Here is a 19,773-nt window from a genome sequence, read left to right as displayed (position 1 = left end):
ATCTGCAATTCATGGATCTGGATTTCATCGCTTCAGCGCCACAGGTCCCACGGGAAGGCGCCGAGGAGCGGGCGCGGATCGAAGGCGAAGGCGGGCATGCCGCCCATCTCCAGCGCCTGCGGGATGGAGCTCGCGTATTCGAAGTCGGTGCGCCCGGTGCCGTAGTAGTAGTCGCGGTACTTGAAGAGGTTCTCGGTTTCGCTGAGGCGCACGTAGCGCGCGGGGATGCCGAAGGCCTCGGCGATCACGAGCCCGTGCAGCGAGCTGGCGAGGACCAGGCGCGCCTTGAGGATCTCGGCGACGACGACGTTCCAGCCTGCGAGCGGCGACACGACGTCGGGCTTGCCGGCGACGAGCCTGAGGTCGTGCAGGTTGGGGACGAACACGTGCGGCTTCTCGCCCGTGGTCCGGAAGCGGCCGGCGAAGAGGTGCGGCACGAGCAGCGCGGGGTCGCCATATACGGACGGTACGCGGTGCCCGCGGCTGCGCAGGAATTCCTCGGTGAGCGGGCCGCGCACCGCGCGGATGTCGAGCCGCTGCGCGGTGAAGGCGGAATCGGGCACCTTGCCGTTGACGCCCGACCCCCACACAACGTCGTCATGGGTCGCGAAGTGCAGGATGGAGCCGATCGCGAGCAGGCGCGCGGACTGCTCGACCTGGTCATCGAGCGTCAGCCCGCGCAGGGCGAGCACGCGCGAGACGAGGACCTGCGCGAGATGGTCGCCGAAGTTCACGCTGCCGTTGGCCGGCCGCCAGTGGAACAGCGAGACGTGGCGGTAGGGCAGCGGCGCGGAGACGGGGGTCTGCGGCACGGGTGCGGGGCCGAAGAGGTTCTTGATCCGTTTGAGCATCGTTCCTTGCGACTGATGTGAGGGTCGGATGGGTGGGGTGGGTGCGCCGAAGGCCCGTTTCTCAGGCGGCACGCAGCAGGCTGCGGCTGCGCAGGACGTCGGTGACGCTGCGGCGGAAGGCCGGCCACAGCGCGAGGAGCAGCAGGAAGGCGGCGAGCATCGTCCCGGCGCCGACCGCGAGGCGGCCGCCGAGCGAGCTCGCCCACGTCAGCGACAGCGCCGCCGAGGCGAGGCCGCACAGTCCGTAGGCGAGCATCGCGCGCAGGGCGTTGCCGCCCATCGCAGCGACCGGCGCGCCGGAGCCGCGCAGCCACACGAGGCCGCCGAGCCACGCGAGCGCGACACCGAGCGAGTAGGCCGTCGCCACCCCCTGTGTGCCCCACTGCGCGCCGAAGACGATGCCGGCGATCAGCAGGACGCGGGAGACGAGCGTGAAGCGCAGGTTGGAGCCGGTCAGCCCCTTCGACAGGAAGACCCAGTAGCTTGCCTGCGCGGCGACCTGGAAGGCGCCGCCGGCGGCGAGGATCTGGAAGATCGGCACTGCCGCGGCCCATTGCGGGCCGAGCACGAGCACGATGAGCGGTTCGGCCTGCGCACAGGCGAAGGCGAAGATCGCCACCGTCGCATGCAGCATCACCGACTGCCCGTGCAGCAGGAAGCGCGCGTAGCGTGCCGGGTCGTCGTTCAGGCGCGACAGCACCGGCAGCGCGATCGAGGTCGCCGGCACGTTGATCTGGTTGAGCGGCAGCATCAGCAGTTGGTAGGCGCGGTTGTAGAGGCCCAGCAGCTCGGCGCCGAAGCGCTGGCCGATGAGCAGCGCGTCGATGTTGCGGCTGGCGTAGACGACGAGCTGGGTGCCCATGAGGTTGCTGCCGTAGCGCAGGAAGGCGCCCATGTCGGCGCCACGGCTTGGCAAGCCGGGGCGCCAGCCGCTCGTCACGGCGAGGAGCAGCAGGGTCGCCAGCGCCTGGCCGAGTTGCTGGGCGACGAGCGCCCAGTGGCCGTGACCGCGCAGTGCGAGCGTGACGCCGGCGGCGAGGCCGAACGCCTGCCCGCCGACCTCGGCCACGGCGAGCCGGCCGAAGCGCATGTCGCGGTTGAGCTGGGCGCGGAACTGGGTGGCGAATCCGTTGAGCAGGAAAGTCGGCGCGAGCGCCTGCGCGATCGGCTGCAGCGCGGGCTGTCCGTAGAAGGCCGCGATCGCCGGCGCCGCCGCGAACACGGCGAGTGCAAGCAGCAGGCCGATCGCGCTGTTGATCCAGAAGAGGTTGCTGCGCTGTGCGGCCGAGACGCTGGGCGCCTGCACGGCGGCCGACGAGAGCCCGAAGTCGCGCAGCACCTCGCCGATGCCGACGATCGCGGTGACCATCGCGAGCAGGCCGTAGTCGCCGGGCGACAGCAGGCGCGCGAGCACGACGATGCCGCCGAACTGCAGCAGGATCTTGCACGCCTGCCCGCTCATCGTGAGCAGCGCGCCGCGTGCGGCAAGCCGGCCCAGCGGGGCGGAGGGCGGGGACGCTGCCACGGTCGCCGCGGCGGAGACGTTGCCGGCGCTCATTCAGCGCTCGACCGGTTCGCCGCCGAGCGCGGCGAGGTAGCTGCGGTAATGGCGCTCACCGGCGTCCACCCAGTCGCGCCGGGAGAGATCGGGCATCGGCGCGCGCGGGGCGTTGCGCACCTGCCACAGCGCGCCGAGCAGCACGTCGCCGTCGAGGTCGCCGTCGTACATGAGCACCCAGCCTGGACCGACCTCCTCGGCCAGTGCCTCGTTGGCCTCGTTGCGCGGCACCAGCACCGGACGGTTGAGGGACAGCGCGAGCAGCAGCGAACCGGAGTTGAGCATGCGCCGGAAGGGCAGCACGACGAGCTCCGCCTGGCCGATTTCCTTCGCCAGGATCGCGTCATCCACATAGCCGAACAGGGCGCCGATGCGCGGGTCGACGTTGCACGCCTCGACGATGTGGCGGCGCAGCGTTTCGGCGGAAACATTCCCGACGATACGCAGCTCGGCCTCGGGCGCGAGCCCGGGGTCCAGGGCGACGAAACTGTCGATCAGGGCCTCGACGCCCTTGTAGGGCCGGATCAGGCCGAAGTACAGCAGACGGCCGGGCACGGGGTCGGGCACCTCGAGCTCCGCGAACCAGTCGCGGTAATGGCCGTGCAGGATCGTCACGGTCTGCGGCGCGCGGTCTGCCGTGACGGCGTTGAGGCGGATCCACATGCGCGTGCGCCGGTCGAGGAGTTCCAGCAGAAAGCGTTCGAACCGGCTCGCGCCCTCGTGCGGCTCGAGGTTGTGCAGCGTGCGCACGACCGGGCGGCCCGACACGGCGATGCGCGCGATCAGCGCGAGGAACAGCGCGTACTGCAGCGGCCGGCGGCGTTCGGGCGAGCGCAGCAGGAACTCGGGCCAATGCACGTGGAACACGTCGTAGCGCCCGAACAGCGCCGCGCGCCAGGAGAACCAGGAAACGTCGGCGTGCCGGGCCACGGCCGCGACGACCTGCTTCACGTAGGGGTTGTCGTCGGCCTGCTGACGCAGTGATTGCAGCACGCGGATGGGCGCTGGAGTGGTGTCGATTGCAAGGCTGGCTCCCATTGATGTCTCCGGATATTGTCGTCCCGGCCCGGTTGCGGGCTCAGAACTGGAAGTAGATGAACGAGGCCCCGCCGGAGGAGAAGGCCAGCAGGACGAGCGCGAGACCGGCGAGTGCCCCGCCCTGCAGCACCACCGGCGCACGCAGGTAGCCGCGCGCGGCATGCTCGAAGAGGCGCGGGGGCAGGTAGTGCAGCAGCACGGCGACGAGCAGGGTCGCGAGGCCGACGGCGGTGAAAGGAGCGGCGCCCGCGGCGAGCGGCTGCAGCATCGCTGCGACATAAGCGGCGGCGCTGTCGAGGTCGGGTGCGCGGAACAGGATCCGCGACAGCGCGACGATCTGGAAGGTCAGGAGCATCGCAACGAGGCGCGCCGCCGCCCCCTGCGGTTCGGCGGGCAGTCCGCGCGCCTCGCGCCGGCCGCGGCGCCAGCGGTCGAAGCACACGCAGCTGCCGTGGATGACGCCGTACAGCACGAAGTTCCAGCCCGCGCCGTGCCAGCAGCCGATCGCGATGAAGGTGATGTAGAGGTTCACATAGACGTTGCCATGTTTGGAGCCGCCGACGCCGAAGTACAGGTAGTCGCGGAAGAAGCCCGACATCGAGGTGTGCCAGCGCTGCCAGAAGTTGGACACGCTGAGCGCCTGGTAGGGGCGGTCGAAGTTCGCCGGCAACTCGAAACCGAGCAGCTTGGCGACGCCGCGCGCGATGTCGGTGTAGCCCGAGAGATCCATGTAGAGCTGGAAGGTGAAGGCGTAGACGGCGACGAGCAGGAACAGCGGCGAGTAGTCGGCCGGCGACGCGAAGGCGGGGTTCACCAGCTGCACGGCGAGCACGTCGGCGAAGGCCATCTTCTTCACGAAGCCGCGCAGGATCAGCACCAGGCCTTCCTCGGCACGCTCGCGGCTGTCCGGCAGCGGCTGTTCGAGCTGCGGCAGGAACTGGCGCGCGCGCGTGATCGGGCCGGATAGCACGGTCGGGAAGAAGGCGACGAAGAGGGCGAAGTCGCGGAAGCTCGCGGTCGCGCGCTCGCGCCCGCGGAAGATGTCCAGCGTGTAGGAGAGGCTCTGGAAGGTGAAGAACGATATCCCGACCGGCAGCAGCAGCTGCAGCACCGGCAGGTCGGCCTCGAAGCCGAAGGACGCGGCAAGGCGCGCGGCGCTGTCGATGAAGAAGTTCAGGTACTTGAAGCAGGCCAGCACGCTCAGCGAGACGGCGAGCGCGAAGGCGAGCCAGCGCTTGCGGCCGCGGGGCGTGGGGCTGTCCTCGATCCCGCGCCCGGCGACGAAGTTCACCGCGCTCATCAGGAGCAGCAGGCCCGCGTAGCGCCAGTCCCAGCACATGTAGAAGTAGTAGCTGGCGGCGAGCAGGACGTTCTTGCGCGCGTCGAGGCGCTGCAGGAAATGCCGGTTCAGCGCGAACACGACGCACAGGAACAGCAGGAAATGCAGGGACTGGAAGGACATTGCGGGATCAGGCGCCGGGCAGGCCGCGGCTCACGAGGAAGGCGAAGATGGTGTCGGCGGCGAGGCGCTCGCCCGCGAGCGTGAAGTGGCTGGCGTCGGCGAAGTACGCGCGCCCGCCGGGGATGCGCTCGTGCAGCGGCAGCACGGGCACGCCCAGGCGGCGGCCGGCGTCGAGAATCTCGCCGTTGTGGCGGTCGTAGAGCGCGTTGAGGCCGGCCACGTCGAAGCACGGGTTGAAATAGCGCGCCTGCTCGGACAGGCGCATCTGCTCCTCGAGCGGCTGCTCGGGGCGGTAGGCGCGCGCGTTGGTCGCGAGCAGCAAGGGCACGCCCGCGCCGCGCGCGGCGGCGACCAGGCCGTCCAGCCGCGCGCGATAGGGGGCGAGGTCGACCTCGGCCGGGTCGCGCATGGCCTGCCTGCCGGGCGAGGCGGCGCGCAGGAACACGGTGTGGCGGCGCACCGCGTCGATGCTGAGCAGCCAGCCGGGCAGGCTCAGCAGCGGCAGGCCCTGGCGCGACGCCGTCGGCGCGGAGGCCGCGTCGCGGCAATAGTCGGCGAAGTCGTTGAAACCGGGATAGACGATGACGAGGTCCGGCCGCAGCGGCAGTACGACCTTTTCCAGCATGCGCAGTTGGTCGGCGAGGCGAGCGCCGGAGATGCCGGCATTCACGACCTCGACCTTGCGCTGCGGGTAGCGTGCGCGCAGGCGCTCGCCGAGCAGGGCCGGGAAGGTGCCTTCGTTGCGCCGTGCGAGCTCGCCCATCACCGTCGAGGCGCCGACCACCGCGACGCGCAGGCTGCCCGGCTCGCGCGCGGGCAAGACCTCGGGGCTGCGCAGGCCGAGGCTGTTGGTCCGGATCTCGACATCCTGCCCCGGGAAGACCCGGTTCGGACGCAGCAGCTTGAGCCCCGTGCGTTCGTCCTCGACGTAGCGCGTCTCGCCGCGCAGCGCGTTGAACACGCTCTGGCCGAAGCGCAGCTGCGAGCGCACCTGCAGCGCGGTCTCGAGGGCGACGAAGATCAGCGCGGCCGAGAGGACCACTGCGCCGATGCGCCGGCCGGTTCCGGCTGCGCGCTTCATCGTGCCCATGCCGCCCGGCAACGCCACGCCCGCAGCATGAACAGCGGGTTGCCGATGACGTAGCGGTGGAACAGGCGGCGCGGTTCGCGCACGAGGCGGTAGGCCCATTCCATGCCCGCGCGCCGTACCCAACGAGGCGCGCGTTCGACCTTGCCGCCGAGGAAATCGAGGATGGCGCCGCCGCACACGATCAGCGGCCCGCCCGTCGCGGTCGCCCGCAGGAGACGGGCGACGCACTCCTGCCGGGGCATGCCCATGCCGAGCACGATCAGCTCGGGCCTGGCGCGCCGCACTGCGTCGCAGTAATGGGCGGGCGCATGGAAACCGTTCTCGCACGACACGATCTCGACACCGAATTCGGCCTCGCAGCGCGCGGCGGCGGCGGCGAGCCAGCGGTCGCGCGTTCCCCACAGGGCGACGCGCCGACCGCGATACGCTTCGAGCAGGCGCGGGATGAAATCGGTGCCGTTCATGTTCAGCCCGGGCTCGCCGCCGAGCATGCGAAACAGCATCGCCATGCCCGAGCCGTCGCGCAGCAGCACGTCCGCATCGCACAGCGCCTTGTAGAACTCGAAGTCGCCGACGGCGGAATTCATCGCGTGGGCATTGACGAAGGCGAGCATGCGCGGCTGCCGGCCGGCGGCCAGTTCGTCGGCGAGCCGGATGGCGTCGTCTTCCGAGGGGATGGTCAGCAGGCGATTCAGGACCTGCGACCAGCGCGCCTGCACGTCGGATGGCGGATTCATGGGACATCCCTGCGGGAGCGCACCCAGTCGACCTGGCGGCGGACGAGGAAGCGCAGGTAAAGCGGGATCTTCGACAGCGCATACAGCGGCGCACGGACGAGATCGGCGAAGGAAACGATGTCGCGCCCGCAGGCGGCCCAGGCCAGCAGCACGGCCGCCGCAAGCAGCGCGCAGGCGAGCGCGGCCAGCGCGAAGGGCAGGACCAGGCCGGACACCGCGGCGAGCACGCCGGTGAGCGCGAAGGCCGCCACGACGGTGAGCGTCAGCAGCGCGAGCGGCGGCACGCACAGGTCGAGCACCAGTGCCGCGAGGCGTCCGTTGCGGCGGGCGAATGCCACGCGCAGCAGGCGCGGCGCGGCGCCGGCGATCATCGCGAGGTGGCCGTGCTCCCAGCGCGTGCGCTGGGAACGTACGCCCTCGATCGAGCGCGGGAATTCGCTGCCCACCCGCGCGTCGGGGCAGAACAGCGGCGCCTGGCCCGCTTCGGCCAGCTCGAGCCCCAGCTTGAGGTCCTCGACGATGTGGCCGCTCGCGAGCTCGGCCGCGCGCAGCGTCGCCCACGGGAAGACCATGCCGGAGCCCATCAGCTGACACGGCAGGCCCAGCCGCGCATAACCGAGCGGGCGCAGATGGTTCTTCACCGCCCACGCGAACTCGGCGATGCGCGCCTTGAGACCGGCGCCGGGCGGCGCGTACATCAGGTACAGCGCCTGCACCGGACGTCCGCTCGCGCCGCAGGTGCGCGCGAGACGGTCCAGCGCCCCGTCGGCGAGGCGGCAGTCGGCGTCGACGATCGCGACCACCTGCGGCGGCGCGACGTCCAGGTAACGCATGCCGAAGTCGAGCGCATAGCCCTTGCCGCGGCGCTGCGGATCCTCGCGCACGATGACCTCGGCGCCGGCCTCGCGGGCGAGCACGGCGGTGTCGTCGCGGCAGTTGTCGGCGACGACCACGACGCGGTCGCCGTCGGCGAGCTGGGCACGGATGTTGCGGACCGTCGCGGCGATGCCGATGGCTTCGTCATGGGCCGGGACCAGCACCGCGGCGCGCGGCCTCGCCGCAGCCGGAACCGGCCGGCGCCGGCGCGGCGGCAGTGCGGCGAGGACCTGCACGAGTAGCAGGGCCACCGGCACGAGGAGCAGCGCGGGGAAGCTTGCGAGGACGGTCGCGAGGAGCGCGGACACGATGCTCATGCGCGGGCCCCGTAGAAGTAGTTACCGAGCTTGGCCGCCTCGCGATCGACGTCGTGACGTTCGAGCACCCGCCGGCGCCCCGCCTCGCCCATGCGTTCGATTTCCGCGGCCGGGGTCGCCAGCACCGTCTCGAGCGCAGCGGCCAGCGCATCGACCGAACCGGCGGGAAACAGCCAGCCGTTCTCGTCGTGCCGAACCAGTTCCGGGATGCCGGCGACAAAGGTGGTGGCGACCGGCCGGCGCAGCGCCAGCGCCTCCATGATCACCACCGGCAGGCCTTCGGCAAAGCTCGGCAGCACCAGCGCGCGCGCGGCGAGGATCTCGTCGCGCACCTGCTCGCTGCTGATCCACCCAGTGACGCGGACGCTGCGCTGCAGGCCGTGCCGGGCGACGAGCGCCTCGATTTCACCGCGCAGCTCGCCGTCGCCGGCCAACACCATCTCGAAGTCGATGCCCTTCTCCGCCAGCCTGGCGAGCGCCTCGACCAGCAGCAACTGCCCCTTCTGCTCGCACAGGCGGCCGACGCACACCAGGCGCGGCGCGGCCGGCAGCGGCGTCGGCGGCACGGTGTGGAAGGCCGGCTCCAGCCCGCAATGCACGATCTTCACGCGATCCCAGTCGCGGTGCGCAGCCCAGCGGAAGAGCTGGCTGCGGCCGAAGGAGCTGATCGCGACGACGAAGGCCGAACGCCGGATCTTCTCGCCGGTGCCGAGGAAGCCCGGCTTGTCGAATTCCTCGGGGCCATGCACGGTGAAGCTGTAGGGCACGCCCGCGAGCGCCTCGATCAGCATCGCGACCTCGGCCGGGTTGGTGCCGAAGTGCGCATGCACGTGGCGCACTTCGAAGTCGCGCAGCGCGGGCAAGGCGCGACAGGCCTCGGCGAGATAGATCAGGTGGTAGGGCCACGGCCGGTCCGCGCGCCGCCCCATGCGCAGCGCGAGACGCAATGCGGCGAAGAAGCGGCCGGGACTGTGCAGCGCGGCCTGCATGACGGCCTTCGCCAGCGCCCCCATGCCGTCCTGCAGCAGGTAGGTCGTGCGTGCCTGCTCGCTGCGATCCTCGGCGTCGACCAGCTCCGCGTCCCAGCCGCGCACGGCCACGCGCAGCACGTCGAAGCCCTGCCGTTCGAGCGCGAGGATCTCGCGGCGGATGAAGCTGTGGCTCACCTTCGGGTACTGGTTGATCAGGTAGGCGATCCTCAACGTCCGCCCTCCGCGACAAGTGCGACGCCTTCCACGCCTTCCACGCCGTTCCTCTCCTGTTCCGTGTCGGGCCGCGGCGCCGCGCGTTCCCTGACGATGCGCGCCGGCGCGCCCACCGCGGTCGCGCCGTCGGGCACGTCGCACAGCACCACCGACAGCGCGCCGATGCGCGCGCCCTTGCCGATGCGCACGCCCCCCAGCACCTGTGCGTAGGCGCCGAACTCGACGTCGTCGCCGATCACCGGCGCCGCGCCACCCTCGTGACGATTGCCGATCGTCACGCCCTGGCGCAGCGTGCAGTTGCGCCCGATCACCGTCGCCGGATGCACGAACACGCCGCCGAAGTGCCAGATGCGCAGCCCGCCGCCGATGCGCGCGGCCTTGGGCAGGCTGATGCCGGCCAGGGTCTCGACAAAGCGGAAGGCGAGCCAGTAAGCCGCGGTCAGCAGCCGCTTCGCGCCCCCCTGCGCCCGCGCATCGACCCTGCGGCCGAAGCGGTACACGGCGACCGCCCAGATCGACTGTTCCTTCAGGAAGGGACGGCGCTGGCCGTAGCGGCGCAGGTCCGCGGCCCAGTCGGGATCCGCATGGATCACGCGCTGCTTCATTGGCCGGTCCTCAGCAGTTCGCCGCGCACCGTCGAGGCGCCCCCCGCACCGCTGATCGCGCTCACCACCGGCGTCACCGTGCCGGCAGGCCACACGAAATCGGCCACTTCGTCGTTGTTGAGCTCCTTGCTGTCGAACAGCGTCGCGCCGCTCGCCTTGTCGCGCAGCTGCAAGCGCAGGCGCGCACCGCCGGTCGCGATCGCGCGCAGCCGATAGCCCTGCCCGGCGACCGGCAGCGCCCACGCGACCGGATGCAGGCTGCGGCCGCTGCTGTTCACCATCACCGTCGTGCCCTCGGCCGGCGCGAACACGACGGCCTGCTCCCAGGTCTCGAAGCTGCCCGACGCCGTGCCGCTCTGGCGCGTCCAGGGGCCGCGCATGGAGAGCAGGTTGAGGTTCGCATCGGGCTCGACCGGGCGCTCGCTGCCATCCACCCAGCCCTCCACCGACACGACCTGCCGCAAGCCCATGCGGATGCGCTCGAGGTCGGCCGCGGCGACGGTGTTCCAGCCGCCGCGATGCAGGCTGAAGCCCGAACCGTTCTCGACGTAGATCACATAGGGCGTGCCGCGGTTGCGGTCGACGATGTAGGCGCCATACGTCTTCAGCGTCTCCGCGACCTTGCGTACGGCCGCGGTGCGGATGGTCTGCACGTCGAACTCCGGCGGCAGCATCACCAGCGCGCCCTCGGGAATCTGGCCGGTGTTGGTCGTTGCGGCGTCGCGGTCGGCCGAGGTGGCCGGGAAGACGTAGGTCGGGTTCGGCGACAGCGCGTTGTAGGTCAAGGACATCGCCAGCGCATGGCGGTAGAGCGGCCGCCCGTCATCGATCTCGTGCTTGCGCATGAGACCGCCCGAGGTCGGCACCGCGGCCGCGCGCGCGCCCTGGAAGTAGTGCGCCGGGTCGCCCCAGCCGCGGCCGTCGAGGCGCGTCCAGGCGTACTGCGCGGCCATCCACTGCCCCTCCGACTGGCGCAGCTTGTAGAAGGAGTGGACGATGCCGGCGAGCGGGTCGACGATGTCGGCATGGCCGTCCGCGGCGCTGGCCGGAATCACCCCTTCCGGCCAGCGCGGAATCGCGACCGTGCGATACACGGCGGCGTCCGGATCCCACACCCCCTTGCTGTTCGGCAGCCCGACCACCGTCACCGGCGCATCGTCGGCGCCGGCGAGGAACACCCCGGTCGACCACGCGCCTTCGGCGATCGACGGGTAGTAGTCCGACTTCGGGATGACGAAGTCGCCGAACCGCGGCCCGACCGGGCGGCTGTTCCACGCCGACGTCGCGGCGAAGGGCGTCTCGTAGCTGCCCCACGCCTGGCCGTTGGATTGCGCCCCCGCGTTGCCGCCGACGACCGCCAGCGCGGCGCCGCACGCGAACAGCCAGGCTGAACAGGCCCGGCGCACGGGCGTGCGCCCGCGGATGATTTCCCTCATGCCCTGTCTCCTTCCATGTGCGTCGTGCCCTTGCCGGTTTCCGCCCGGCTCAGCGCGACGGCACACGCTGCGCCGAGCACGAACCAGACGTACCAGTTGAAGGCGAGATAGGCGAGGACGTTGTCCGACGCCGAAATGATCAGGTACTCGACCACCAGCGCGATCGCGACGAAGGCGCCCAACCGGTCGACCACTGCCATGCGCCGCAGCGTCCCGAACAGGCGTGCGAACAGCCACGCGAAGGCCGCGAGCCCGAGCGCGCCGAGTTCGAACAGGATCTGCACGTAGATGTTGTGCGCGCCGAAATTGACCCCGCCCGAGTAGGGGAAGAACACCGGCGCGAAGTGCTTGAACGCACCCAGGCCGTAGCCGAGCGGCAGGTGATCGGGACGGATCCAGCGCAGGCCGTACTCCCAGATCTGCAGGCGCCACGCGAAGGAATTGAGCTTCGCGTACTGCACGATCTCGTTGCCGCTGCCCAGTTCCAGCACGCGTTCGCGCACGCCCGGCACGAGCAGCGCGAGCGCCGGCGCGAGCATCAGATAGATGAGGTAGCGGCGCTCGAACAGCAACGCATACAGCGCGAAGATCGCGAAACAGGCGACCCAGGCGCTGCGCGTCTGCGTCAGCAGCAGCAGCCCCAGCAGCAGCGGCACGTAGGCCGTAAGCAGCGTGCGGCGCAGCGGCCTCAGCACCACCGCGGGGCTCTTCAGCGCGTACAGCGCCACCAGCAGCACCAGCGTGAGGTAGAACGCGAAGATGTTGGGATGGGCGAAGGTGCTCTTCAGCCGGAAGGCGTGCAGGCCACCGGCCGCCCCATGCAGGCCGAGTTCCACCAAGCCGTAGGCAGCCGGCAGCAGCGAGGACAGCAGCACGAGCTTCACGCACACCTTGAAATCGCCCTCGCCCTTCACAAAGTAAAAGGCGCTGACGAAAACCGCGAAATAGGACAGCAGGCCGAGGTAGCCGCGCACCGCTTCGCCGAGATTGGGCGCAATCCCCACTCCGATCAGCGCAGCGATCAGGAAGGCCGCCCACGGTGCGGCGATGCGCCGCGGGAAGCGGTCCGGCCGCGCCGCGACCAGCAGCACCGCGATCAGGATCACGAAGGCATTCACCAGCCCGCCGAAGCCGATCGCGAGCCCGCCCAGCTCCACGCGGGTGCTCTCGAACACGAGGTCACCCGCCGCGCGGAACAGCAGGACCAGCGCAAGCAGCAGGACCCGGTCGTACAGGAACAGGATCGCGAGCACCAGCAGCGCCGGCAGGGCCAGCAGGCGCACGGCGCTCCCGGACATCGCCTCCGCGTAGAGCGGCAGCGCCATGCCGACCGCCAGCGCGACGATCAGCGCGCCACCGGTGAGCAGGACAGGAGAAGGCGACTGCACCGCGTAGCCCACGTCAGTACCCGAAGCGCCCCGTCATGCGGCGCTTCGCCGCACGCACCAGCGCGACGCCGCACTGCAGGAGCGCCTCCGGGCGGCGCGTCGTCGCGGCCATGCGGCGCCCGAGGCGCAGCACGTCCTCGAACGACCCGGCGCCCGCGAACACGTCGAGGAAGCCCCGCAACGCCTGCGCCGCCTGCCTGCGCGGCAGGCGCGCATAGTCGTCGGAAAACTTCTCCAACATGCGCCGGTGGCCCTGGATGAGCGAGGCGGGATTCGACGAAATGCGGTGCTTGTCCGCGCCGTTGTGGAAGTACGAAACCAGGTAATCCTCGACGCAGCAGATCTTCGTCACGCGGCTCAGGCGGATCGACAGGTCCCAGTCCTGGCAGCTGCGCAGCGTCTCGTCGAGCCCGCCGACGTGCTCGAACACGTCGCGCCGCACGACGATGCTGGAGAAGGTGCCGACATGGTTCGCGACCAGCAGCGCCTCCGCGACGCGGCCGTCCAGGCTGCGGTCCGAGCGCGACACTTCGCGGCCGTCCTTGTCGCGGCCGATGAACCACGTGTAGGCGAGGCCGTACTCCGGCCCGCGCTCGCCCAGCAGCGCGATCTGCCGCTCGAGCTTGCGCGGCGACCAGCTGTCGTCGCTGTCGAGGAAGGCGATGAAGTCGCCCGTCGCCGCCCGCACGCCGGTGTTGCGCGCCGCCGCCCCGCCGCGGTTCGTCTCGTGCGCGACGTAGCGCACGCGCGGATCGGCGATCGCCGCAACGCGCTCGCGCGTGTCGTCGGTCGAGGCGTCATCCACGACGACGATCTCGAAATCCTCCAGCGTCTGCGCCAGCACGCTGGCGATGCACGCGCCGATCGCGTGCCCGCGGTTGTACGACGGGATCACCACGCTCACGAGCGGCGCGGGCGCAGGGCGCAACCACCGCTGCGCAGCGGCGATCCCGGGGTCGTCGGTCAGGCGGCTCACGGCTCAGTCCCCGTTCATCACCGAGCCGGCCAGGCCCACGCCGGACTCGCGCAGGCGCTCCGCGTAGCGGCGCACCGCCGCCATCCGGCTCGCGTTGCGACGGGCGACCATCAGCGCCGCACGCGCCCGCGCCGCGACCATCACGCCGTCGGCGCAGCGCTCGCCCGCGGCGGTATCGAGGATCACGACATCGAAGGCCGTCGTGTACTGCTGCAGCAGCTGGCCCAGCAAGGGGCGCGACAGCAGCTCCTGAGGGTTCGGCGGCACCACCCCGGCGGGCAGCACCGCCAGCGAACGCAGCCCGGCCACGCGCCGGATCGCGTCCGGAGCGTGGCGGCCGAGCAGCAGCGCGGAGAGTCCGCTGCGGTTGTCGAGGCCGAACAGCGCATGCTGCGAAGGCCGGCGCAGGTCGGCATCCACCACGAGGGTGCGCAAGCCCAGCTGCGAGAACGCGACACCGAGGTTCGCCGCCATCCACGAGCGCCCCTCCCCGCGTGCGGCGCTCACCACCGCCAGCAGCTTGCGCCCCGCGGTCGGGTCGAACCAGCGCAGCATCAGCTGGCTGCGCAGCGCGCGCAGCGCCTCCACCTGCACCGAGAACGGGTCGAACGCGGCGACCACGCTGCTCGACACCTTGCTCTCGTCCGCCTGCAAGCAGTCGTATTCGAACTGCCGCGCCATCGCGTAGCGGATGTCGTGCTCGCTCGCGAGGCCCAGCTCGACCGCCGCCTCGCCGAAGCGCAGGCCCTTGTCGCGCTGCAGGCGCACGATGCGTTCGTTCTCGTCCACGCGCAGGCGTCCGGCCGCCATCAGGATCGCGCCGATCGCCTGTTCGCCCTTGGGATCCAGGGTGCTGCTCAGGGGTGCATTCATGGGATCAATAAGCTCCGGCAATTCGATTCGACACTCGCCCCCGGGATACCCGGCGGGTCCCGCTCCGGCCCGGCACGCTGCCGAGCACCGGCATGCCCGGCAGCCCGTCGAGGTCGTCCTCGCCGCGCACACGCCGGTCCATCAGTTCGATCAGCAGGGCGCTGCCCACGCCCAGCACCACGCCCACGACCAGCGCCAGCACGAGCTTGATCAGCAGGCGCGGGCCCGACGGCCACAACGGCGCCGTCGCGGGGGTCAGCACCGCCACGTTGATCTGCTGCGCCTGGCTCTCCAGGTTCGTCGCGGACAGGCGCTGCGCGACCTGGTCATAGGCCTTCTGCGCGCTCTCGACGTCGCGCTGCAGCACCGCGATCTGGTCGCGATGCGCCTGCAGCTGCATCACACGCGCCTTCTGCGCCGCGACCGCCGCGGCCACCTCCGCCTCGCGCGCCGCGCTCATGCGGCTCGAAGTGCCCAGCGACGCGGCGATGCGCTGCGTCTCGGCGCCGATGCGCGCCCGCAGCGAATCGATCACCGCGGCAAGCTTGCCGACCTCGGGGTGGTTCGGCCCCAGCCGGCCGAGCATCTGCTGGCGTTCGCCCTCGCGCCGCGCCAGCTCGCCCTTCAGGTTCGCGATCAGCGGGTTCTGCGTGACCTCGGGCAGGGACTCGGCCGAACCGGACTGGCTGAAGCGCGACCGGCTCTCGGCCCGCTGCCCCTGCACCTGCACGAGCTGCGTCGACAGCTCCGCGAGCCGCGCCGTCTCGACGTCCAGCCGCCCGTCGGCCGAAACGATGCCGTATTTCTGCTGGTAGTCGGACAGGCGCTTCTGCGCCGCCTCCAGCTCCTCGCGCAGGCCGTGCGTGCGCTCATCGAACCACTGCGCGTACTGGCGCGCGGGCTCCACCTTCAGCTCCAGCCCGATCTCCATGTAGGCCTGCGCGAAGGCGTTGGCGATCATCGCCGCAAACTCAGGCTGCGAGGCCGTGTAGCGGATGCGCACGACATTGCTCTCGCGCCCCGGCGTCACGTCCAGGCGCGAAAGCAGCACGTCGGCGATCCACTCGCGGATGTCGCCTGCCCCGCCGGTAGCCTCCTGCCATTGCTGCTGGAACTGCGGCATTGCGGCGAGCCCGGCCGCGTCCACGACGCGCAACGCGACCCGATCCGAGTCGATGATGTCGACCTGCGTGGCGATATGGTTCGCGATCAGCTGCGACGGCATCACCCCGCCCGCGATCGGGTCGGAAGACTTCGCGTCGATGACCAGCGCCGTCTCGGCGAGGTACTTCTGCGGCAGCACGAGACTCACCGCCACCGCGGCCGCCGTGACGACCAGCACGACGGCGCACACCAGTCCGAAGCGCGCACGCAGGATGCGCAGGAATTGTCCAGGATTCATGATTAGCCCCGCCTCAGAACAGGCTTTCCTTCACGTAGATGATGTCGTCGGGGCGCAGGCGGTCTTCCAGCGTGGGCTCGATCACCGCCACCTTGCCGTCGCCACCGCGACGGTGGATGCGCAACCCGCGCACCGTGCCGCGCAGCGTCGGCCCGCCGCCCGTCGCCAGCGCCTGCATCACCGTCATGTTGCGTTCGAGACGGAACGAGCCCGGCTTCTGCACCTCGCCGTAGATGTAGAACACGTCCGCGCGCCGGACATAGATCACGTCGCCCGGCGACAGCATCGTGTCCGCATCGCCATCGCCGCGCTGGAACAGCGCCGGCAGATCCAGCTCCTTGCGGACGCGCTGGCCGTCGCGCGTGCCCACGAGCACGATCACGTCATCGCCGCCCGCGGCAACCCCGCCTGCGTTCGCGAGCATGTCGGTCACGCGCACGTTGAAGGTATCCAGCGGATAACGCCCGGGCTTGTTCACATGCCCCAGCACCGCCACCTGGTTGCCGCGGATCTGCACCGGCAGCACGGTCACCTGCGGCTGCAGCACGAATCCCCCCTGGCGCAGGCGCTCCGCGATCAGGGCCTCGGCGGCCGACACCGTGCGCCCGCCCAGCGGCACGCTGCCGATCAGCGGGAAGGTCAGCGCACCGGTTTCCGACACGCGCCCTTCGGTCGTCAGGTCGGGATTCTGGAACACGCTGATGCGGACGATGTCCCCCGGCCCGAGCACGTACTCGCGCGCTTCGTCGGCTGCCGGAGCGGGCGCGGCCACCGCAACCGGCGGCGGCACAACCGGTTGCGGCGCAGCCGCCGGTGGCATCTGCGCCGCGGCCCAGGCAGGCACGCAGGACAGGCACATCAACAGGGCAATTCGGAACGGTCTCGACAACGGCATGGACGGTGATCCTCGATCAATGGGTTTCGGGCGCGGGCAGCGCCTGTGGCGTCTCCGCTTCGGCAAGCCCGGGCTCCGCCCCGGGCCGGCTCGGCGCCAGCGGCGCATACTCGATGCGTGCGCCATCACGCAGGCGCTCCAGCTCGGCTTTCGCCAGCGCGCTCTTGCGTGCATTCGCCAGGTAACGCTCGATCATCGGCCGCGCAGCCCCCGCGTCGAGCGGCTGCGCACGGGCGGAGACGAGATGAACCAGAAGGGCACCCGCCGGCGTCCGGCTCAGCACCATCTGCCCGTCCCGCATGCGCGCAAAGCCCTTCAGGCTCTCCAGCGGCAGCTGCTCGGCCGGCTTCACGGCAGCGGCGAGCTGGAACTCGATCCCCTCGCGCGTGAGCCACTCCTTCACCTCATGCAGACCCGCCGCGCGTGCACTCACACGCTCGAGCTCCTCGAAACGCTCGGGCGGCAGGCGGATCTCCAGCTCCTGCAGGCTGTAGATGCGGCGCCGCGCGAACAGCTCGGGATTGGCCGCATGGAAGGCTGCGATCTCCTCGTCGCTCGGCGGCGCAACCTGCCCGGTCACCTGCTCGAGGTAGGCCCGCGCCAGGATCTCCCGCTGCGCCGCCTCGAAGGACTGCAACACGCGCGGGTCGCGATCCAGCCTGCGCTCGCGCGCCTGCTGCACCATCAGCTCCTGGTCGATCAGGCGCTCGAGCGCGCCCTCTTCCGGCGTCCCCTGCGAAGAGGCGAGCGCCGCGATCGAATTGAGTTCATTCGCCTGGATTGCCTGCTCGTTCACCTTCGCAATAACCTCGAACGCGGGCTTCCCTTCCGCCTCGCCCTTGCTGCAGGCATTGAGGAAAAAGGCGGAAAGCAGGACAACAGGAAATGCAATGCGTGCCGTCGAAGACATCGACCTGACCGGATGCTGGCTCAAGATTCAAATCGACGATTCATGGCGCAATGCGCCACGCAATCGCCGCAATTGAAGATTCATTGGAATATCGGCGAATGCCGCGAGCGCGACATCGCAGAGATCCGCTGGCGCACAATCAGCGCGAAAAGTGCCAAACCGGCCAACACCAGCGATTCGAATCCACCCTCGCCCGCGCCGGCTCCACCAAGCGAGAACTGCAGGGCAACGCCTTCTGCAAACGAACGCGGCGTCGCTTCACCCCCAAGGCTTGCAACATCCGCGAAAGCCGCGCCCGACGCGGGTTCCCGCACCGCCGCAGTGGAATCGAAGCGGGCACCGGCCACGCTCGCCGGCGACGTCATCAGCCCGGTCGCGATCAGCGACGGCGCACCCGTCACGGCAGACGCCTTGTCCTCGTAGCGGATCGTCACCCCATTGCCCGACAGCGTCACCGTGTCGGCATGGGCGGCGGAAATACAGCCGGACAGGAGCACGGCAAAACCGACCATTTTTCCATTGATCATGGACATGGGCACCACCTCTCTATTGGAATGCAGGCGCTCGCAAAAACCTGCATTAATCGTGTCGTCGTTTGCCCACGACGACCGCTTTATTCAAACCTGTTGATTCAGCGAATCGGCTTTATTGCTGCGCACCATAACGACTTGCGAAAACACCGTCAATAAACCGAATATTCGCTTTCAATTCGAAATCCGACTGTAACGATCATGAATTTTATTCTTTCAATTGCCGCACCTGTTTCGTGCGCCGCCGCACCCCGAACGTGCGCGAACGGCTCGCGCCGGTGCCCCGCTCATTCCCGATAATGCATCGGCAACCCGGGTCATTTTCAAAAGCGGAATCGCATCGACAAATCCGCCGTATTGGCGGAATACCCCCCCAGAGAGCGCGAACCGTCACGCTCCTGGCGCTGCACGCTGAATGCAAAACTCAGCGCGCGCTGCGGCCTGTATTCCGCATGCAGGCCATAGCGGTAGCTGCTGTCGGTCGGCTTCTCGCGCGTCCCCCCTGTCCGCACCAGCTCGGGATCGCCGCGATAGTCGCGCCGGCGCCACTCGAGCCCGGCACCGAGGCTCACCTTCTCGGTCACGTTCCACTTCGGGGCCAGCCGCACCGCCTCGGTCACGGCGTAATTCGCGGCAAGGTCCTGCTGGGCACCGATCTCGCGCCGCACGCTCAGGTCCACCGACGTCTTCGCCGTCGTGTCCCAGACCAGTCCGACGCGTCCGACGGTGCCCCGGAAGTCGCGCTCCGGCGCCAGCCGATATTCCACACGGGTTCGCCCGATGAAACCCGAAACCCGCGTCGCGCCTGACAAACGCCACTCTCCGCCGAGGCGTACCTCCTGCTGCCGGTAGTCGCGGATCGAGCCCGGCGCGGCGGGGCGATTCACGTACTCGCCGTCCGTATCGCGCAGCGTCAGCACCGCGCGGTTGCCCGTCGGCGGACGGTAGGTCAGATTCAGGTCGACCGTGTCCGCGTCGAACTCCGCCAGGTCCGCATCATCGCGATCGAAGCGGCTTCTCGCGTGCGCAAACCCTGCACCGACGGCCCAGCGGGGGTGCCACCAGAAGTCGGCGCTCACATGGCTCCGGGTGTAGGCATTCATGTTGCGCTCGGTACCGCCGGCCTCGTCGAAGGGCGTCAGCGTCTCGCGATACGCATGACCCAGTTCGCCACTCCATCGGTCACCCAATTGCCAGTCCCAGGCAAGTCCGGCGTCAGGCCGGTCATGATCGAGATCATTGTGAATTGCATAACGCGCACTCACGAGATTCAAATCGGCGAGAAAGCGCTGGCGCCCGTAGCGCCGATCGAATTTCATTCCGACGCCCGTCTCGCTCACCGTATCGTGCGCCTTGTTTTCGGGCGCGCGCTCGCCATCGTCGAGCCGAAAAAGATTGCTTTCGTATCGGATCGACTGGCTGACGCTGAAATTCAGCGCGTCTCCTTCATCGGCGGCAGCCCCTTCGTGCAACATGGCCGATGACAGGGCAAGCGCGCACATAATGGATTTGGAAGGTTTCATATCCGTTGCGCCATTCATTCCGGCATAAGCGTAGTCGAATCACATCGCCACGGAAAAAACCTTGTAAGCATATTAAAACGTGCGCGAGCGGCAGGTCGCCG

18 protein-coding genes are annotated in these 19,773 nt (G+C 69.8%); all 18 read right to left on the bottom strand.

Features of this window, described 5'->3' with window-relative positions; translation table 11 throughout:
* Positions 1–32 precede the first annotated feature (32 nt).
* The 18 genes from F464_RS0102540 to epsL all read right to left on the bottom strand — a co-directional run bounded on the left by F464_RS0102540 (position 33) and on the right by epsL (position 19,672).
* Positions 33–851 carry a polysaccharide pyruvyl transferase family protein gene (locus tag F464_RS0102540; RefSeq protein ID WP_018988204.1) on the bottom strand — a complete coding sequence of 273 codons (819 nt, stop codon included), beginning with the start codon at positions 849–851 and terminating at the stop codon, positions 33–35.
* A 61-nt stretch (positions 852–912) separates the two neighbouring features.
* On the bottom strand, positions 913–2,409 hold the full coding sequence (locus F464_RS0102535) for a lipopolysaccharide biosynthesis protein (protein WP_018988203.1): 1,497 nt from the start codon (positions 2,407–2,409) through the stop codon (positions 913–915).
* Complete coding sequence (locus F464_RS0102530; RefSeq protein ID WP_018988202.1) at positions 2,410–3,447, bottom strand: glycosyltransferase; 1,038 nt, start codon at positions 3,445–3,447, stop codon at positions 2,410–2,412. It abuts the gene before it with no gap.
* A gap of 40 nt (positions 3,448–3,487) precedes the next feature.
* The gene (locus F464_RS0102525) at positions 3,488–4,909 is read right to left on the bottom strand and encodes an MBOAT family O-acyltransferase (RefSeq protein WP_018988201.1); all 1,422 of its coding nucleotides are present in this window, start codon (positions 4,907–4,909) and stop codon (positions 3,488–3,490) included.
* Between the two features lie 7 nt (positions 4,910–4,916).
* On the bottom strand, positions 4,917–5,990 hold the full coding sequence (locus F464_RS29795; RefSeq protein WP_157353518.1) for an SGNH/GDSL hydrolase family protein: 1,074 nt from the start codon (positions 5,988–5,990) through the stop codon (positions 4,917–4,919).
* Entirely contained in the window at positions 5,987–6,736 is a 750-nt protein-coding gene (locus F464_RS0102515) for a WecB/TagA/CpsF family glycosyltransferase (protein ID WP_018988200.1), read from the bottom strand. Before F464_RS0102515 ends, F464_RS29795 begins: the two co-directional genes overlap by 4 nt.
* The gene (locus F464_RS0102510) at positions 6,733–7,929 is read right to left on the bottom strand and encodes a glycosyltransferase family 2 protein (protein ID WP_018988199.1); all 1,197 of its coding nucleotides are present in this window, start codon (positions 7,927–7,929) and stop codon (positions 6,733–6,735) included. The genes F464_RS0102515 and F464_RS0102510 overlap by 4 nt, the downstream gene beginning before the upstream one ends.
* Positions 7,926–9,131 carry a glycosyltransferase gene (locus F464_RS0102505; protein WP_018988198.1) on the bottom strand — a complete coding sequence of 402 codons (1,206 nt, stop codon included), beginning with the start codon at positions 9,129–9,131 and terminating at the stop codon, positions 7,926–7,928. The genes F464_RS0102510 and F464_RS0102505 overlap by 4 nt, the downstream gene beginning before the upstream one ends.
* Positions 9,128–9,739: a serine O-acetyltransferase gene (locus F464_RS0102500; RefSeq protein ID WP_018988197.1), complete on the bottom strand. Its 612-nt coding sequence runs from the start codon at positions 9,737–9,739 to the stop codon at positions 9,128–9,130. Before F464_RS0102500 ends, F464_RS0102505 begins: the two co-directional genes overlap by 4 nt.
* Positions 9,736–11,175 carry a hypothetical protein gene (locus tag F464_RS0102495; RefSeq protein WP_018988196.1) on the bottom strand — a complete coding sequence of 480 codons (1,440 nt, stop codon included), beginning with the start codon at positions 11,173–11,175 and terminating at the stop codon, positions 9,736–9,738. Before F464_RS0102495 ends, F464_RS0102500 begins: the two co-directional genes overlap by 4 nt.
* Positions 11,172–12,575, bottom strand: a complete 1,404-nt coding sequence (locus F464_RS0102490; RefSeq protein WP_018988195.1) for an O-antigen ligase family protein — start codon at positions 12,573–12,575, stop codon at positions 11,172–11,174. The genes F464_RS0102495 and F464_RS0102490 overlap by 4 nt, the downstream gene beginning before the upstream one ends.
* Position 12,576: 1 nt before the next feature.
* Positions 12,577–13,539, bottom strand: a complete 963-nt coding sequence (locus F464_RS27745; RefSeq protein WP_018988194.1) for a glycosyltransferase family 2 protein — start codon at positions 13,537–13,539, stop codon at positions 12,577–12,579.
* 3 nt (positions 13,540–13,542) lie between these two features.
* A complete protein-coding gene (gene epsG / locus F464_RS0102480; protein ID WP_018988193.1) occupies positions 13,543–14,412 on the bottom strand; it encodes a chain length determinant protein tyrosine kinase EpsG in 870 nt (289 codons plus the stop codon).
* 4 nt (positions 14,413–14,416) lie between these two features.
* Positions 14,417–15,814 (bottom strand): chain length determinant protein EpsF, encoded by a 1,398-nt coding sequence (gene epsF, locus F464_RS0102475; RefSeq protein ID WP_018988192.1) that lies wholly within the window; start codon positions 15,812–15,814, stop codon positions 14,417–14,419.
* 13 nt (positions 15,815–15,827) lie between these two features.
* Positions 15,828–16,709 (bottom strand): polysaccharide export protein EpsE, encoded by an 882-nt coding sequence (gene epsE / locus F464_RS0102470; protein WP_157353517.1) that lies wholly within the window; start codon positions 16,707–16,709, stop codon positions 15,828–15,830.
* A 16-nt stretch (positions 16,710–16,725) separates the two neighbouring features.
* Positions 16,726–17,619, bottom strand: a complete 894-nt coding sequence (locus F464_RS0102465) for an EpsD family peptidyl-prolyl cis-trans isomerase (RefSeq protein ID WP_018988190.1) — start codon at positions 17,617–17,619, stop codon at positions 16,726–16,728.
* Positions 17,620–17,699: 80 nt separating this feature from the next.
* Positions 17,700–18,152: a hypothetical protein gene (locus F464_RS0102460; protein WP_157353515.1), complete on the bottom strand. Its 453-nt coding sequence runs from the start codon at positions 18,150–18,152 to the stop codon at positions 17,700–17,702.
* A 320-nt stretch (positions 18,153–18,472) separates the two neighbouring features.
* On the bottom strand, positions 18,473–19,672 hold the full coding sequence (epsL, locus tag F464_RS0102455) for an XrtB/PEP-CTERM-associated polysaccharide biosynthesis outer membrane protein EpsL (protein WP_232428814.1): 1,200 nt from the start codon (positions 19,670–19,672) through the stop codon (positions 18,473–18,475).
* Positions 19,673–19,773: the final 101 nt, after the last annotated feature.

Source organism: Aromatoleum toluclasticum ATCC 700605 (genome assembly GCF_000378245.1).
Classification (GTDB): Bacteria; Pseudomonadota; Gammaproteobacteria; order Burkholderiales; family Rhodocyclaceae; genus Aromatoleum; species Aromatoleum toluclasticum.
Note: the sequence above shows the minus strand (reverse complement) of the source record. Positions and strands in the feature narration are given on the sequence as shown.